This window comes from Desulfogranum marinum, assembly GCF_963675105.2.
Lineage (GTDB): Bacteria > Desulfobacterota > Desulfobulbia > Desulfobulbales > Desulfobulbaceae > Desulfogranum > Desulfogranum marinum.
Window position 1 is genome coordinate 2,184,990 of sequence record NZ_CAXXRO010000004.1, and the last position, 16,519, is coordinate 2,201,508.

General features: G+C 45.3%; 15 protein-coding genes and 5 tRNA genes. All 20 read left to right on the top strand.

Features of this window, described 5'->3' with window-relative positions:
* The first annotated feature begins 29 nt into the window (after positions 1 to 29).
* Positions 30 to 458 (top strand): transcription antitermination factor NusB, encoded by a 429-nt coding sequence (gene nusB / locus ACHZCY_RS18295; RefSeq protein ID WP_205220888.1) that lies wholly within the window; start codon positions 30 to 32, stop codon positions 456 to 458.
* A 228-nt stretch (positions 459 to 686) separates the two neighbouring features.
* Positions 687 to 2,837 (top strand): DNA translocase FtsK, encoded by a 2,151-nt coding sequence (locus ACHZCY_RS18300; RefSeq protein WP_319549931.1) that lies wholly within the window; start codon positions 687 to 689, stop codon positions 2,835 to 2,837.
* Between the two features lie 405 nt (positions 2,838 to 3,242).
* A complete protein-coding gene (gene aprB / locus ACHZCY_RS18305) occupies positions 3,243 to 3,668 on the top strand; it encodes an adenylyl-sulfate reductase subunit beta (RefSeq protein ID WP_205220890.1) in 426 nt (141 codons plus the stop codon).
* A 63-nt stretch (positions 3,669 to 3,731) separates the two neighbouring features.
* Positions 3,732 to 5,747 (top strand): adenylyl-sulfate reductase subunit alpha, encoded by a 2,016-nt coding sequence (gene aprA, locus ACHZCY_RS18310; RefSeq protein ID WP_319549932.1) that lies wholly within the window; start codon positions 3,732 to 3,734, stop codon positions 5,745 to 5,747.
* 184 nt (positions 5,748 to 5,931) lie between these two features.
* A complete protein-coding gene (locus ACHZCY_RS18315; RefSeq protein ID WP_205220892.1) occupies positions 5,932 to 7,182 on the top strand; it encodes an FAD-dependent oxidoreductase in 1,251 nt (416 codons plus the stop codon).
* A gap of 11 nt (positions 7,183 to 7,193) precedes the next feature.
* The gene (locus ACHZCY_RS18320; protein ID WP_319549933.1) at positions 7,194 to 9,458 is read left to right on the top strand and encodes a hydrogenase iron-sulfur subunit; all 2,265 of its coding nucleotides are present in this window, start codon (positions 7,194 to 7,196) and stop codon (positions 9,456 to 9,458) included.
* A 121-nt stretch (positions 9,459 to 9,579) separates the two neighbouring features.
* The gene (gene qmoC, locus ACHZCY_RS18325; protein WP_319549934.1) at positions 9,580 to 10,782 is read left to right on the top strand and encodes a quinone-interacting membrane-bound oxidoreductase complex subunit QmoC; all 1,203 of its coding nucleotides are present in this window, start codon (positions 9,580 to 9,582) and stop codon (positions 10,780 to 10,782) included.
* 242 nt (positions 10,783 to 11,024) lie between these two features.
* Positions 11,025 to 11,100 (top strand) — tRNA-Thr (locus ACHZCY_RS18330).
* A 54-nt stretch (positions 11,101 to 11,154) separates the two neighbouring features.
* Positions 11,155 to 11,239: transfer RNA gene (locus tag ACHZCY_RS18335), tRNA-Tyr, on the top strand.
* Positions 11,240 to 11,296: 57 nt separating this feature from the next.
* Positions 11,297 to 11,372, top strand: a tRNA-Gly gene (locus ACHZCY_RS18340).
* Between the two features lie 47 nt (positions 11,373 to 11,419).
* Positions 11,420 to 11,494 (top strand) — tRNA-Thr (locus ACHZCY_RS18345).
* A 66-nt stretch (positions 11,495 to 11,560) separates the two neighbouring features.
* Positions 11,561 to 12,751 carry an elongation factor Tu gene (gene tuf / locus ACHZCY_RS18350; RefSeq protein WP_319549935.1) on the top strand — a complete coding sequence of 397 codons (1,191 nt, stop codon included), beginning with the start codon at positions 11,561 to 11,563 and terminating at the stop codon, positions 12,749 to 12,751.
* A gap of 99 nt (positions 12,752 to 12,850) precedes the next feature.
* Complete coding sequence (rpmG, locus tag ACHZCY_RS18355) at positions 12,851 to 13,000, top strand: 50S ribosomal protein L33 (RefSeq protein WP_205220896.1); 150 nt, start codon at positions 12,851 to 12,853, stop codon at positions 12,998 to 13,000.
* 5 nt (positions 13,001 to 13,005) lie between these two features.
* Positions 13,006 to 13,082 (top strand) — tRNA-Trp (locus ACHZCY_RS18360).
* Positions 13,083 to 13,129: 47 nt separating this feature from the next.
* The gene (gene secE, locus ACHZCY_RS18365; RefSeq protein WP_205220897.1) at positions 13,130 to 13,402 is read left to right on the top strand and encodes a preprotein translocase subunit SecE; all 273 of its coding nucleotides are present in this window, start codon (positions 13,130 to 13,132) and stop codon (positions 13,400 to 13,402) included.
* Between the two features lie 21 nt (positions 13,403 to 13,423).
* Positions 13,424 to 13,987: a transcription termination/antitermination protein NusG gene (gene nusG, locus ACHZCY_RS18370; protein ID WP_205220898.1), complete on the top strand. Its 564-nt coding sequence runs from the start codon at positions 13,424 to 13,426 to the stop codon at positions 13,985 to 13,987.
* Positions 13,988 to 14,016: 29 nt separating this feature from the next.
* Positions 14,017 to 14,439 carry a 50S ribosomal protein L11 gene (gene rplK, locus ACHZCY_RS18375; protein WP_205220899.1) on the top strand — a complete coding sequence of 141 codons (423 nt, stop codon included), beginning with the start codon at positions 14,017 to 14,019 and terminating at the stop codon, positions 14,437 to 14,439.
* A gap of 72 nt (positions 14,440 to 14,511) precedes the next feature.
* Positions 14,512 to 15,222, top strand: a complete 711-nt coding sequence (gene rplA / locus ACHZCY_RS18380; protein WP_319549936.1) for a 50S ribosomal protein L1 — start codon at positions 14,512 to 14,514, stop codon at positions 15,220 to 15,222.
* Positions 15,223 to 15,474: 252 nt separating this feature from the next.
* Positions 15,475 to 15,993: a 50S ribosomal protein L10 gene (gene rplJ / locus ACHZCY_RS18385; RefSeq protein ID WP_205220901.1), complete on the top strand. Its 519-nt coding sequence runs from the start codon at positions 15,475 to 15,477 to the stop codon at positions 15,991 to 15,993.
* Positions 15,994 to 16,062: 69 nt separating this feature from the next.
* A complete protein-coding gene (rplL, locus tag ACHZCY_RS18390) occupies positions 16,063 to 16,446 on the top strand; it encodes a 50S ribosomal protein L7/L12 (protein WP_205220902.1) in 384 nt (127 codons plus the stop codon).
* Positions 16,447 to 16,519: the final 73 nt, after the last annotated feature.

The window sequence follows — 16,519 nt, forward strand, 5'->3', positions numbered from 1 at the left end:
TTAAGAAACAGTACGTAAGGGCGGTTTGAATGGGATTACGACGTAAATCAAGAGAATTGGCCCTTCAGTTTCTGTATGGTCACGATTTTCAGAAGTGTTCTTGCGCTCCTGAAGCCGTGGCCGAGTCGCTGGATGTTTTTTGCCAAGTATTTGAAACAAACAAAAGAGCCCTACCGTACGGGAGCGAGCTTGTGCAGGGACTTTGCAAATACCGGGATGGTATAGATGAGCTTATTGCCAAGCATTCGCACAACTGGCGGGTGGAAAGGATGTCTGTGGTGGATCGAAACATCTTGCGCATTGCCGTATATGAAATGGAGTATGGCCGTGACGTGCCCAATCAGGTCGCCATCAATGAAGCGCTTGAAATTGCAAAGCGCTATTCTGTAAAGGAGTCGATAGCCTTTATCAATGGGATTCTCGATTCAGTTCAGGCTATGCTTGTCTCAAAGCAGTAGCCCCAAAAAACAGTTTCTTTCTCTTCTTATGTAGTTCCCTCTCTATCCCCGCATGACAGTAACTGCGGGGATATTTTGATTTTTATTTTCAAATAGTGTAGACCGTCGGGCACCGGTCGGCAGCTGTCTGCTTTTTTGAAATCAGGCGCCGGAAAGACGATGTATATCGGCGAAAGCAAAACTGCTGACCTAACAACCGACCACGTATACGGAGAGAATATTTAGTCAATGGCACGTTCAGTGAGGAAAGAATCAAGGATTTTGAGGGAAACCGCAGCACTTTTTTTTATCTTTTTTGCTTTATTTCTTTTGCTCTGTCTTGTCAGTTACTTGCTTCCGTTACTTAAGCCTGGTCAAGGGTTGCAGGAACCAGCTGCCAATTGGTGTGGATCCATAGGCTTTTTCAGCGCACATTATCTTTTTTCTTTTCTGGGATTGGCTGCTTTTTTTGCGGTAGGTATTTTGTGTTACGTTTCAGGCGCATTTTTATTCTCTTGGTCTGAGCTAAATCGAATACCATATGTAGTGGTGGGTATTACAGGGACGCTTTTGTCCTCAGCTGGGCTGCTTGGTATGTCCGGGGCATGGGGGGGAATAGGGCAATATATTACCCCTGGTGGATTTGTGGGTGTGTTTCTTTGGACGGCTTTAAGCGGGGCCGTCGGTAACGTCGGTTCGATATTGCTGTTAACTCTGGTGCTTGTTTTGTCGTTGATGGCCGCTGTTCGTTTTTCACTGCTGGGCACCATGCATTGGAGCTGGAAAAGAAGTCTGGGGTTGTTTTTATCTCTTTGTACTTACCTGAAAAAAGCAGTCACAAGGAAAGGACCTGTAGAAAAGCAACAGCCGGTCTCTGTTGCAAAAAATTTGCCCCCCATTGCCCCCGCACCACCTGCGGTTCATGAGCCGGTCCTATGTGAGCCGGAAAAACTGGAAGAGGAAAAGGGGTTTTCTTTAAAGCCAATAAAAGCCGGCCAATATCGGCTTCCTTCCGTATCGTTACTGAATGAGAATACACAGGAGAATGTCAAGGTAAGTCGTGAGTATTACCTTGAGATCAGTAAGGTTTTAGCAGATAAGTTACTTGATTTTGGTGTGGAGGGGGTCGTTGTCGGCATATCACCCGGCCCTGTGGTTACGACCTACGAGTATGCCCCGGCACCAGGTGTAAAGATAAATAAAATCGTTGCGCTAGCCGATGATCTGGCGATGGTCCTGAAAGTTGATCGGGTACGTATTGTAGGCTCCATCCCAGGAAAAGCAGCTATTGGTATTGAAATACCAAATCCTTCCAGAAAAATGGTTTTTCTTCGCGATATTCTCCTTTCAAAGGAATATAGAGCTTCGAAATCCATGCTCACTCTCGCTTTAGGGTATGATGTTGTCGGGCGGTCAGTGGTAGCGGATTTGTCAAAAATGCCTCATCTGTTGATAGCCGGTGCTACCGGAGCCGGTAAATCTGTAGCTATAAATGCCTTTATCGCCTCTATTTTGTACAAGGCGACCCCGGAAGAGGTCAGGTTGCTGATGATTGATCCTAAAAGGATTGAATTGTCGGTATACGATGATATTCCCCATCTTCTTCATCCGGTAGTGGTGGAGGCAAAAATGGCTTCTAGAGCGCTTATTTGGGCTGTGCGCGAAATGGAGCGGCGCTATCGGCTGCTTGAAGAAAAAAGAGTGAAATCTTTTTATACCTATAACCAGGTTGCAGAAGAAAAACTGCCTTATATTGTCATCATTGTCGATGAACTTGCAGACCTGATGATGGTGGCCTCAAAAGACGTCGAAACGTCAATTGCTCGTTTGGCGCAGATGGCAAGGGCTGCAGGGATGCACATCGTCTTGGCTACCCAGCGACCTTCGGTGGATGTTTTGACCGGACTGATTAAAGCAAATTTTCCAACCCGTATTTCGTTTAAAGTTTCTTCAAAGGTTGATTCACGGACGGTTCTGGACGGATCAGGGGCAGAACATTTGTTAGGAATGGGCGACATGCTCTTTCTACCTCCGGGAGCCGCGAAACTACAGCGGATTCATGGTGCATTTATTTCAGAGCAGGAAACAGAGCGCATTATTCATTTTCTCAAGGAACAGGGAAAGGCAGAGTACGATGATACCGTGCTCAAAAGCGTAGAAGATGAATCAAATGGCAATGATACATCGTCTGAAGAGTATGACGAAAAATATGACGAGGCTGTTGCCGTTGTGACTGAAACAGGTCAAGCCTCTATTTCCATGGTTCAGCGTCGGTTACGAGTAGGGTATAACCGGGCAGCGAGAATGATAGAAACTATGGAGCGAGAAGGAATCGTCGGCCCAGCTGATGGGTCGAGGCCAAGAGAAGTGCTGGCAAGATCGGATTACAGCGAAATGTGATTGGACAGTAAATTGGTCTTTTTTGTGGGTCAAAAAGACCAATATTTATTTTTTTTTCAAGAAAAAATTCAGGTAAAGCAAGAGAATCATCAGTATATATGCATATTTCTGATGCTTTTTATAAATTTTGCTGTTCAGCCTTGATTTGACGATTTTTCTTGACATTGAGCAGGCAACAAATTAAATGTGCGGTTCACCTTTAATGAGTGGCTGTTCATTTTTTCGCCCCTAAAAGTGGGGCTGGCTAAAAGTTAGTAAAACTAACAAGTTACTGGTTGCGGGTTGCGGTGAAGAACAAGTCGTTTTTAAATATGATTTTGTTTTTCTTCGAAATATCAAGCTAGAGGTTATTGGTTGCCCATCTACGGGCACCATAAAGGAAAAAACAAGTGAGGAGGTAGTTTAATGCCAAGTTACGTAGATCCTTCAAAATGTGATGGCTGCAAGGGCGGCGACAAGACTGCCTGCATGTACATCTGTCCAAACGACCTGATGGTCCTCAATGTTGAGGAAATGAAGGCGTACAATCAAGAGCCAGATGCATGTTGGGAGTGTTATTCCTGTGTTAAGATTTGTCCACAGGGCGCAATCTTTGTTCGTGGTTATGATGACTTTGTACCAATGGGTGGCCAAGTTCATCCAATGCGGTCTTCTGACTCCATCATGTGGACAGTTAAGTTCCGTAATGGCAACATGAAGCGCTTCAAGTTCCCTATTCGGACAACTGCTGAAGGTGCTGCCAACGAATATCCTGGTGAAACAGGTGCAAACCTTGATGACGAGTGTTTGCTTCTTGAGAGCGATCTGCCTACACCTAGCAAACTGGCGTAAGCTTAGTTTGTTAAGGGATGAATTGATAACTCTATTCTAGATAATTATTAGGAGATAGAAATTATGGCATTACCAAATAAGCCACTGGGCGAACTCGCTGCAGTAGTGGATCCAGAAGTTGTAGAGCATGAGTGTGATGTGTTGATCGTAGGTGGCGGAATGGCTGCTTGTGGTACAGCTTTTGAGATCGGCAAGTGGGCCCCAGAAGGAATGAAAATCATCCTTTGTGACAAAGCTTCTCTTGAGCGCTCCGGTGCTGTTGCTCAGGGCCTGTCCGCGATCAATACCTACATCGGTGAGAACGCCATCGAAGATTACGTAAAAATGGTACGTAATGACCTTATGGGCGTTGTACGCGAAGACCTTATCTATGACCTTGGTCGTCACGTTGATGAGTCTGTTAAGTTGTTCGAAGAGTGGGGTCTGCCCGTTTGGAAGAAGAACGATGCCGGCGAGAACCTTGATGGCGCCAAGCCTGCTCCAACCCTGCGTGAGGGCGGAGCCCCTGTACGTACAGGTAAATGGCAGATCATGATCAATGGTGAGTCTTACAAGTGTATCGTAGCTGAGCCTGCGAAAAAAGCCCTTGGTGAAGACAATATCCACGAGCGTGTATTCATCGTTAAGATGCTGCTTGACAAAAACAAAGAGAATACCATTGCTGGTGCTGTAGGTTTCTCTACCCGTGAAAATAAAGTTCACGTATACAAATGTAAAACCGCTATGGTTGCATGTGGTGGCGCAGTAAATATTTTCCGTCCACGTTCAACTGGTGAAGGAAAAGGCCGCGCATGGTATCCTGTATGGAATGCTGGTTCCACCTACACAATGTGTGCTCAGGTTGGCGCTACCTTGACCATGATGGAAAACCGTTTCACCCCAGCTCGTTTTAAAGATGGTTACGGTCCTGTTGGTGCATGGTTCCTTCTGTTCAAAGCTAAAGTACAGAATGGTCTTGGTGAGTTCTATGCAAACACAGACGCAGTTAAGGACGAACTCGAGAAGTTCATGCCTTACGGTGCCTCTGCGGTTACTCCTACCTGTCTGCGTAACCACCTGATGATCAATGAACTCAAAGAAGGTCGCGGTCCTATCTACATGGCTACCGACGTTGCTTTGAACGCTTTCCTCGATGACCAGCGCGCTGCCGGTAAAGATGAGAAAGCTGTTAAGAAGTTCTGGAAACACCTTGAGTCAGAAGCTTGGGAAGATTTCCTTGATATGTCCGTCGGTCAGGCTGGTCTCTGGGCCGGTATGAACGTTGAGCCGGAAAAAGTAGGTTCTGAAATCATGCCTACCGAACCATACATGCTCGGATCTCACTCCGGTTGTTGTGGTATCTGGACCTCCGGTCCTGAAGAAGAGTGGGTACCTGCTGTAGATGGTCCTCGTTCTCATCAGTACAAGTGGGGCTATAACCGTATGACCACCGTTAACGGTCTCTTCACCGCTGGTGATGGTGTTGGCGCTTCCGGACATAAGTTCTCCTCCGGTTCTCACGCTGAAGGTCGTATTTGTGCTAAGCAGATGGTTAAGTACTGTCGTGACAACGCTGATTTCACTCCTGAACTGGCTCAAACCGCTCAGGAACTGGCTGATGAGATTTATGCACCAGTTAAGCGTTACCATGAGTTTGTTGGCGCTTCTACAGCTGAAAACGTCAATCCTAACTACTGCAAGCCTGCAGGTATGATGATGCGCCTGATGAAGGCTACCGATGAGTATGGTGGTGGTGTTGCTACATACTATATGACCTCCGGTAAGCTTCTCAACATCTGTTTGGATCTCCTTGAGATGCTGCGTGAAGATGCTGCGAAAATGGCAGCCGGCGACCTGCACGAATTGATGCGTGCTTGGGAAAACTACCATCGCATTTGGTGTGTTGAAACCCACATCCGTCACATTGAGTTCCGTAAAGAATCCCGTTACCCAGGATTCTACTACCGCTCTGACTACCCAACCTGTGATGACGAAAACTGGAAAGCTTTCGTTAACTCCACCTACGATCCTAAGACCGAAGAGTGGAAGTGTGAAAAGGTTGAATGCATCAACATCATTGAAACAGATCCTTGGATCTAATTTCAGTTCGATATTGATAGTGTGACCTACGAATCTCCAGACTCCTTTATGGGGTCTGGAGATTTTTTGTATGGCGGGGGTAATTTTGTTTGAGTTGATACAGAAGATAGGTTAACTCTTCTCTTCGGATCAATTGAAACAAAAAACTCCTTTCATTAATTATCAGCAGTTATGGAGGTTTGGCATGAGTGACACTGCAGGAAATGGTGCAGTACTGGTTGTCGGCGGTGGTATTAGCGGCCTGACAGCTGCCTTGGAGGCTGCGGAAGTCGGTAAAGATGTGTATCTAATCGATAAAAATCCCTATTTCGGCGGTCGTGTGGCACAGTTAAATCAATATTTCCCAAAACTTTGTCCGCCGACTTGTGGTCTTGAGATTAACTTTAAACGTATCAAGGACAATCGAGGAATCAGAACCTACACCATGACAACCGTCAAATCGGTTTCTGGTGGACCTGGTAACTTTCAAGTCGAACTTGAAACAGCACCGCGCTACATTAATTCCAACTGTACTGCCTGTGGTGATTGTGCTGCCGCCTGTACTGATGAAATTGATGACCCTTTTAACTTTGGCATGAGAAAAATCAAGGCTGCTTATTTACCGCATGAAATGGCTTTTCCACGTCGTTATGTGCTTGATAAGGAAGCCTGTTCCGCCGAATGTCTTGAGGCTGTAAAAGCTGCCTGTAAATACGATGCTGTTGATACGGAAATGCAGAGTAAAACATTCACTTTGAATGTGAGTGCTATTATCTGGTCTACAGGTTGGAATCCTTATGATGCCGAGAAAATTGAAAATCTCAAATTCAATTCTTCTCCTGCTATCATTACCAACATGATGATGGAAAGACTGGCTGCTGACAACGGTCCTACAGCCGGCAAAATCCTTCGTCCAGGTGATGATAAAGAGCCTGAATCGTTTGCGTTTGTGCAGTGTGCCGGTTCTCGTGATGAAAATCATATGGAACATTGTTCCTATATCTGCTGCATGGCAACATTTAAGCAGATATCCTATATCCGCGAACAGTATCCGGAAGCTAAGATTTATGTATTCTATATTGACCTTCGTACCCCGGGTAAATACGAAAGTTTCCGTGAAAAATTCACAGCCGACGAGAACACTACTTTCATCAAAGGAAAAGTAGCCGATATCGTAGCTGAGGGTGACGGTGGTGTTACAGTAATCGCTGAGGACACCTTGACTGCAAACAAGGTTCAACAGAAAGTTGACATGTGTGTTCTTGCAACAGGTATGAAGCCGGCAATGGCTCAAGGGCAGGAACTTGGTCTTACCATCGATGGTAATGGCTTTATTGTTTCCGAGCCTGAAAAAGGGATGATATCTGCTGGCTGTGCAAAAGCTGCTGTTGACGTGTACACCAGCGGCCAGTCTTCTACTGCAGCGGCTCTTAAAGCAATTCAGATCGGACGCTAGGAGGAGAGACAATGGATAAAGTATATGGTGCATATCTTTGTACAGGGTGCGGCATTGGTGATGTCCTGGATGTAGACGGACTCAAGGAAGCAGCATCTGAAACCGGCATTGAAATGAAAGAACACGCCTGCCTTTGTGGTGCAGGCGGACGTTCTTTTATCGAGCAGGATATAGCAGATAATGGGGTCAATACCATCGTCGTCTGCGCCTGTTCTCCCCGTGTAATGCAGGATGAATTTAATTTTGGTGAAGATACCATCACTGTTCGCGGTAACTTGCGTGAGCATGTTGCATGGACTGTTGGTGAGCCTGAAGAAGGTGAGGAGGCCTCTGAGGAGGTCGACGAATTTATTCAGGAAATGGGCGAAGACTACGTGCGTATGGCAGTTACCCGTGCAAAGAAGACTGAGAAGCCCGAACCTTATTTGATGGAAACCCTGAGCAAGAAAATTCTTGTCATGGGTGGCGGTATTGCAGGAATCACTGCTGCCAGCGAAGCTGCCAAGGCTGGTTATGAGGTTACTATAGTTGAAAAAGAGGCTGTAATCGGCGGGAAAGCTCTGGGCTGGAGAAAGATGTTTCCAACCGCCTACCCTTATGCAGAGCTTGAAGCCCCTAATATCGAGCAGATGATTGCTGACGTTCAGTCTAATGGGAAAATCACCATTAAAACCGGAGCAGAAGTAGCTCGTATTGGTGGTTCACCAGGAGCTTTTAATGTTACTATTAAAGACGCCGGCGTTGATAGCGAATGGGATGCACCCGAGAAGGTAACCGTAGATGAACAAGAAAAGATCGATAAGGGTGAGTTGGAAGATCCCAATGATGGTCTTGTTAAATATACTGAACTCAATCCGAATGGTGAGATGTTTGGTGCTGTGGTACTTGCCACAGGCTGGAAGCCGGCTTCTGTTTCAGAATTCGAACATCTTGGCTACGATCAATACGCTAAAGTAGTCACCAATGCTGAATTTGAAAAGCTCGCCAAGGAAGGGAGTGTACCTGCAAGGGTTGCTTTTGTTTTAAGCCCTGGTGCCAAAGAAAGTGACAAGGATTTTCCTTTCTGTAACTCTGTTACTTCCATGGTCGCACTGAAGCAGGCTAACTATGTAGTAGATGACAATCCTGAAAATGGTCAGGCCTTTATTTTGTACCAGCATATGCGTACACCTGGTAATGCTGAACTGTTCTATAAAGGAATGCAGTCCAAAGACGGCGTTTTCATGACCAAGGCTGCTGTAACCAAAGTAGAGGAATCAGGCAGTGGGCTTGTTGTCACTGCAGAGGATACCTTGCTTGGTGAAGACCTTGCCCTTGAAGTTGATATGGTGGTTCTGGCCGCTGGTATGGAACCTACAACTGCTCAGGAGTCAGTGATTAATCTGGCGTATCGTCAGGGACCTGCCTTCTTGGATCTTGATCTTTTCGATGGTTATGCGGATTCTCATTTTATTTGTTTTCCTTATGAGACCCGTCGAACCGGTGTCTACACCTGTGGTGGTGTTCGTAAAGCTGAAACCATGGAAGAGACCATAGATGATGCAACTGGTGCTGCTCTCAAAGCAATCCAGTGTATTGAGTCTGCTAATCGTGGTGTTTCCGTCCATCCGCGTTCCGGTGATCAGACCTATCCGGACTTTTTCATGTCTCGCTGTACGCAGTGTAAGCGCTGTACGGAAGAATGTCCTTTTGGCGCTCTCGATGATGACGAAAAAGGTACTCCATTACCGAATCCGACCCGCTGTCGTCGTTGTGGTACCTGTATGGGGGCTTGCCCGGAACGTATTATCAATTTTGCTGATTACAGTATCGACATGATCGGTTCAATGGTTAAGGCCATTGAGGTACCCGATGATGATGAAGATAAACTGAGAATTGCTGTCTTTGTTTGTGAAAACGATGCATATCCAGCGATCGACATGTCTGGAATGCACCGTAATAAAATGAACACGTTGGTTCGGTTCATTCCGGTACGCTGTCTTGGTTCCGTTAACATGGTCTGGATTAAAGATGCCATGTCTTCAGGAATGGATGGTGCACTGTTACTTGGCTGTAAATATGGTGACGATTATCAGTGCCACTTTGTCAAAGGGTCTGAAATTGCGACTAAACGTATGGAAAATATCGGCGAGACTCTCGGTTCCCTCGGTCTTGAGCCTGAAAGATGTGGGGTGCATGAAATAGCCATCTCCGACTATGATAAAGTCCCAGCCATCGTTGATGAGTTTGTGGAGTCTATCATTGAAATGGGACCAAACCCATTTAAGGGCTTCTAGTTCCCGTTCCACGCTCTGCGGCCCATATATGAATGGGCTGCAGAGATTTCTTTCGTTTGGCATTGTTACAGTGAAAATGATAATGGTTTGGCATATTTCATAACAGGAGGAAATTATATCTATGAACGTACAGCCGGATTTTAATTTTATTAAGGCTATGAAGGAGGCTGGTGGTGATACTCTAAAGCAGTGTTACCAGTGTGCCACTTGTTCAGTCGCTTGTCCGCTGTCAAAAGACGGTGACCCTTTTCCCCGTAGAGAAATGATTCTCGCACAGTGGGGAATGAAAGAAAAGCTCCTTGCAGATCCCAATGTTTTTCTTTGTCATCACTGCGGTGATTGCTCTGATGCATGTCCAAGGGGAGCAAAACCAGGTGATGTACTTGGTGCGATTAGAGCATACGCTTATCAGCATTATGGATGGCCAAGTGGATTGGCCAAATTATGCAGCAGCGCAAAAAATTTGCCCATGCTCATAGGCATACCTGCTGTAACTATATTTGTGTTATGGCTTATTTCCGGAGGAATGCATATTCCTGCCGGTGAGAAATTTGCCCATGTAGGATACACCCATTTTTTTGGGCACTGGGATTTTCGATTGTTATCAAAAAATGTACTTTTTATTGATATCATAATGCTCTCGGCCGTTGGTATTGCAGCCTTTTCTTTATACAAGGCTATTTCTTCCATGTGGAAAAAAATGGAAGAGAATCTTGGCATAGGTGAAGTGCTCTACAGACCTTCAGTCTCTTTGTTTATCAAGGATTTTCTCTGGCCATCACTCAAGGAAATAGTTTCACATAACCGGTTTCGTGAGTGTACCGTTAATGTAGACCGGGTTCGTGGACATTTACCCCTGATGCTCGCTTTTATTGGTTTGTTTATCGTAACCATTTATTCAGCCTTTACCCAGGATGTAATAGGCATCTTTATTCCATCGATGCATGGACCTATATCCATGTGGAACCCTATAAAGCTACTTGCCAATGTTTCTGCTGTGGCGATGATTGTAGGTATTGGAATACTGTGGATGAACCGCACAAAAATGGAGGCTGATGGGAAGGCGAGTAACACCTTTTACGACTGGTTCCTCATTTGGATGATCGCAGGTGTCGGTGTTACTGGTTTGGCAGCCGAGCTGCTTCGTCTGGTTGGTATACCTTCCCTGGGATATGTTGTATATTATTTGCATCTTGTTTCGGTTATGATGCTGTTTTTGTATCTACCATATACAAAATTTGCTCATATCGTTTTCAGGACATTTGCCATGGCATTTGAGCGATTCCGCGAATCTGCATATGTTAAGGATCCGTTGAACGATTAAACATAATCTGCCAAGTTTGTTGTGCAAGCCGGAGGCTTTTTGCCTCCGGCTTTTTTTTTGTTGTTTTTTCGTTCGCAATAGGATAAAGAGATGTGCACCGATTTTTTGGTGATGGTAAGTCGATTGCCAAACATCTCTTGGAAGATCCAGTCTTTGTATCCGCAAGTGTTACTAGTTGGAGTCAAGAAAAGTGAAAAAAAGATTGACAAAGGAAAAAATAGCTGTATAATGGCTGACTTCAGGCTGGCGTAGCTCAACTGGCAGAGCACCTGATTTGTAATCAGGGGGTTGCGGGTTCAAGTCCCATCGCCAGCTCCAAGTTGAGATGAGCAGGCGCAGGGATTCAAGTGGTGCCTGAAAGAAATATATAGTGGAGGGGTTCCCGAGTGGTCAAAGGGAACAGACTGTAAATCTGTCGGCGTAGCCTTCGGAGGTTCAAATCCTCCCCCCTCCACCATCTGGTTGCTGAAAAAAGTAATAAATTTTTGCTCCTTTTGTTGTTTGCTAAGCACGGGCGGGAATAGCTCAATTGGTAGAGCATCAGCCTTCCAAGCTGAGGGTTGCGGGTTCGAGTCTCGTTTCCCGCTCCAGCGTGTAAATGATAGGGAGCTTTATTGTGTGTACACAAAGATTCTGGGCCCACGTAACTCAGTGGTAGAGTACCTCCTTGGTAAGGAGGAAGTCACCGGTTCAAGTCCGGTCGTGGGCTCCAAGTATCAGTCGATTGCGCTAATAGGTCGGCTGAGTCAAGTTGAAATTTTGTCCGAGGAGACGTTAAATGGCAAAGGAAAAATTTGAGCGGACGAAGCCACATGTCAATGTTGGGACTATCGGCCACATTGACCATGGTAAGACAACACTCACCGCAGCAATCACTCGAGTACTTTCTACAAAAGGGCAGGCATCATTTACCGACTTTAGTGATATCGACAAGGCTCCTGAGGAAAAGGAGCGCGGTATCACGATTGCCACGGCTCATGTAGAGTACGAGACTGAAGCTCGTCACTATGCGCATGTAGACTGTCCAGGGCATGCTGATTACATTAAGAACATGATCACTGGTGCCGCTCAGATGGACGGCGCTATTTTGGTTGTCGGTGCAGATGATGGTCCAATGCCTCAGACCCGTGAGCACATACTTCTTGCTCGTCAGGTCGGCGTTCCTGCCATGGTCGTTTTTCTTAATAAATGTGACATGGTAGATGACGAAGAGCTTATCGAGCTGGTAGAGATGGAGCTTCGTGAGTTGCTTGACAAGTATGACTTCCCTGGTGATGACATTCCGATCGTTCGTGGATCCGCACTTCTGGCGCTGGAAAACCCTGAAGATGAAGAAAAGGCTAAGTGCGTTTGGGAACTGATGGAAGCTGTTGACAGCTATGTACCTGAGCCGGAGCGTGATGTTGATAAACCCTTCTTGATGCCTGTTGAAGATGTTTTCTCTATTTCAGGTCGAGGTACTGTTGCTACAGGCCGTGTAGAGCGAGGGATTATCCACGTTGGTGATGAAATTGAGATTGTTGGTATTAAAGATACTGCAAAGACAACCTGCACCGGTGTTGAGATGTTCCGCAAGCTCCTTGATGAGGGGCAAGCTGGTGACAATATCGGAGCGTTACTTCGTGGTGTGAAACGCGAAGAAATAGTCCGTGGTCAGGTTCTTGCTAAACCAGGTTCGATTACACCTCATAAGAAATTTAAAGCTGAGGCTTACATCCTCAATAAAGAGGAAGGTGGTCGACACACTCCATTTTTCAACGGGTATCGTCCGCAGTTCTACTTCCGTACAACGGATGTGACCGGAATTGTTACGCTTGAGGAAGGAGTTGAGATGGTTATGCCTGGTGATAATGTTCATATTACCGGAGAGCTCATAACTCCAATCGCGATGGAAGCAGGGTTACGTTTTGCAATTCGCGAGGGCGGTCGAACAGTTGGCGCTGGAGTTGTAAGCGAAATAATTGAATAAAATAGTTTTTTCCTGCTGTATCGGGCAGGATGGACTTTAGTGTAGTGGATCTTGTAGCCGGGCATTGTCCCGGCTTTAGTCACTCTATTGGGATGTATCATGAGAGATATTATCACGCTTGCTTGCCAAGATTGTAAGCAGCGAAATTACACCACCACCAAAAATAAGCGGACAATTCCACATAAGCTGGAGTTGAAGAAGTACTGTCCGTTCTGTAAAACGCATACTCCTCATAAGGAAACAAAATAGTCTGCAGGCCAGTAGCTCTAATTGGTAGAGCACCGGACTCCAAATCCGGGGGTTGGGGGTTCGAATCCCTCCTGGCCTGCCATTATTTGTCAGCAGTATCAACTTAAGATAACTCACCCGTCAGAGATAATGACAGCTAAGAAAAAATCCCGGAGTATCAAGGCGAAAAGTGTTGGCAAGAAAGACATTGCCACGTCAGGAAAAAAAGCAAGTTTTTCACCTTCCGCTATTCGAGCATTCATTCAGGAAGTGCAGGTTGAGTTTAATAAGATTGCTTGGCCTCAAAAGAAAGTGACTGTTGGCCTTACTGGTTTTGTTATTGTTTTGGTCGTCATCATTTCACTCTATCTCGGGATGGTTGATTTGTTGTTAGGCAAGTTCGTTTCCACTCTCCTTAATTAATTCTCTGCCCCTCCTAAATATATGGCAAAGCACTGGTATATTGTACACACCCACACCGGATTCGAAAATAAGGTAAAAGCTACTCTGGAGGAACGCATTAAAAATGCGGGACAAGGAGAGATGTTCGGTGAAGTGCTCGTGCCTACTGAGCAGGTGGTTGAGATGGTAAAGGGGTCAAGGAAAACCTCAGAGCGCAAATTCTTTCCAGGCTACATTCTGGTAAACATGGAAATGAACGAGCATACTTGGCACACAGTTCAAGAAACACCCCGTGTGACTGGTTTTGTTGGTGTTAACGCGAATCAAGCTATTGCCGGCGAAGAGCTTTTTAAACGGATACCCTCTCTGACAGATAAGGAAGCAATGCAAATTATCGGCCGTATAGCCGAGGGAGCAAGCAAGCCAAAACCAAAAGTTGTCTTTGCTGAAGGTGATACGGTTAGGGTTATTGACGGTCCTTTTGCAAATTTCCAAGGTGTTATAGAGGAAGTTTATCCTGATAAAGGACGCGTAAAGGTAATGGTGTCTATATTCGGGCGATCAACCCCTGTAGAGCTTGAATATATACAGGTAAGTAATAACTAGGCACGTTGAGTTTAGTGTAGGAGTATATCATGGCAAAAAAAGTACAATCATATATTAAATTGCAAATTCCAGCCGGTAAGGCTAACCCTTCACCTCCTGTTGGCCCCGCACTTGGACAGCATGGTGTGAATATAATGGATTTCTGTAAAGCCTTCAATGCGAAGACGCAGAGCGCAGGGGATACCATTATTCCGGTTGTTATAACGGTTTATAATGATCGATCATTCAGTTTTATTACAAAAACCCCACCGGCTTCAGTCTTGCTGCTTAAAGCTGCCGGCCTGGATAAGGGGTCAAGTAATCCAAAACGCGAACGTGTTGCTGAACTGAGTAAGGATCAGATTAAAGAGATTGCTGAAATCAAGATGCCTGATCTTAATGCTTTTACAGTTGATCAGGCCGTACGTATTGTTGAAGGAACTGCCAGAAGCTGTGGCATAACGGTTGTTTGATATTTTCAACCGGTTCGTTATACCTGCACAGTTCACCTTGTGCCAGGGAGAATTTAATTAGGGTGAGTTAAAATGCCGAAACGCGGAAAGAATTATAAGAATAGTATTAAAGATAGGGATCCCCTCAACCTGTATGACCTAGACGAAGCTATCGATTTGATGCTCAAGGGTAAATATGCAAAGTTTGACGAGTCTGTCGATATTGCAGTGAGACTCGGTGTAGACCCACGTCACGCTGATCAAATGGTTCGTTCAAGTGTAATCCTACCCCACGGAACGGGTAAAGAGGTGAGGGTGCTTGTCTTCGCAAAAGGAGAAAAAGAAGCTGAGGCACTTGCTGCTGGAGCTGATTTCGCCGGAAGTGATGAACTCGTTGAGAAAATAAAGGAAGGATGGCTTGAGTTTGACAAAACCATTGCCACTCCTGACATGATGGGTGAAGTAGGTAAAATTGGTCGCGTTCTCGGACCAAGAAATCTTATGCCTAATGCCAAGCTTGGTACCGTTACCTTTGATATCGAACGTGTTGTCAAGGAAGTCAAAATGGGAAAAGTTGACTTCAGGGTTGATAAAGCTGGTGTTGTACATGCCGCCATTGGTAAGGTTTCTTTTGGCGTAGATAAGTTAAGTGAAAACATTTCTGCTTTTGTTGATAAATTGATACAGCTGAAACCTTCTTCAAGTAAAGGGGTTTATCTGAAAACTATCAGCTTATCCAGCACCATGGGACCTGGTTTTAAAGTTGACCCATTACAGGTCAGGTCCTTAATCAAGGGTGCTTAGTGCTTCTTGACCTCATACTTTTTACTATGGGATTAGATAGCTTTTTTATACTTGGAGAATTTTAAGCTAATTTTCACCTTGTATTGGTTTTAAACCTGGGATGGTCAGAGACAGCAGGTACGGATGTTTAATTACTCTCAACTGGGAGTATCCTGCCGAGGCCGAAGTTGATACTTCTGTATCGAAAGATTGTCTTGTCGTTTCCTCTATCTGCAACTTTGACAATCCCGTGACATTTAGGAGGTAATTACGTTGGATCGCAACGAAAAGACCGGTTTGGTCAGTGAGCTCAACGAGACCTTTTCCAAAGCAAAATTCGCAGTAGTTACAGACTACCGAGGATTGAAGGTTACGGAACTGGAGAAGTTGCGCCACGTACTGCGTGAGAATGATGCGCAGTTCCAGATTGCAAAAAACACACTGCTGCGACTTGCTGTAAAAGGCACAGAGTATGAAGGACTGACGGAATCCTTTACCGGAACAACAGCTATTGCTTTTAGTTTTGAAGAACCTGTTGGACCTGCGAAGGCATTAGCTGCTTTCAGTAAAGAATTCAAAGCGTTAGAGATTCGTTCTGCTGCTTTGGAAGGAAGTGTATTAAGCGCTGAAGATGTTGTCGCGCTTTCCAAGCTGCCAAGTAAAGATGAACTTCTTGGTAAATTACTTGGGACAATGGCTGCTGTTCCTACAGGTTTTGTTCGTGTACTTAACGGTATACCGCAAAAACTTGTTTATGGTCTGCAAGCCATCAAGGAGCAGAAAGAAAACTAATTGTAATCTGTTAATCATGTGGTACCAGATTATTCTATTTATGGGAACATTTTGTCCGGAGGAAAGACAATGGCTGTAACTAAAGAAGATGTAATTGAGTTTATTTCCAATATGACCGTACTTGAGCTTTCAGAGCTCATCACGGAACTTGAAGACAAATTTGGTGTATCTGCAGCAGCACCAGTAGCAGTTGCTGCTGTTGGTGCTGGTGGTGGCGATGAAGGTGCCGCTGCAGCAGAGCAGACCGAATTTGATGCTGTTTTGACCGCCGCTGGCGATCAGAAAATAAAAGTCATTAAAGAGGTACGCGCCATCACTTCTCTCGGTTTGAAAGAAGCTAAGGCTCTGGTTGAAGGTGCACCAGCACCTATTAAAGAAGGTGTAACCAAAGAAGAAGCTGAAGAGATTAAGTCTCAAATCGAAGGCGTTGGTGGCGCAGTCGAAATAAAATAAAAATATATTCATTCGTGTTGATCGGGATTTATCCCGTCAACAAAGCTTACATCGCTGGTAACGCTACAGGGTT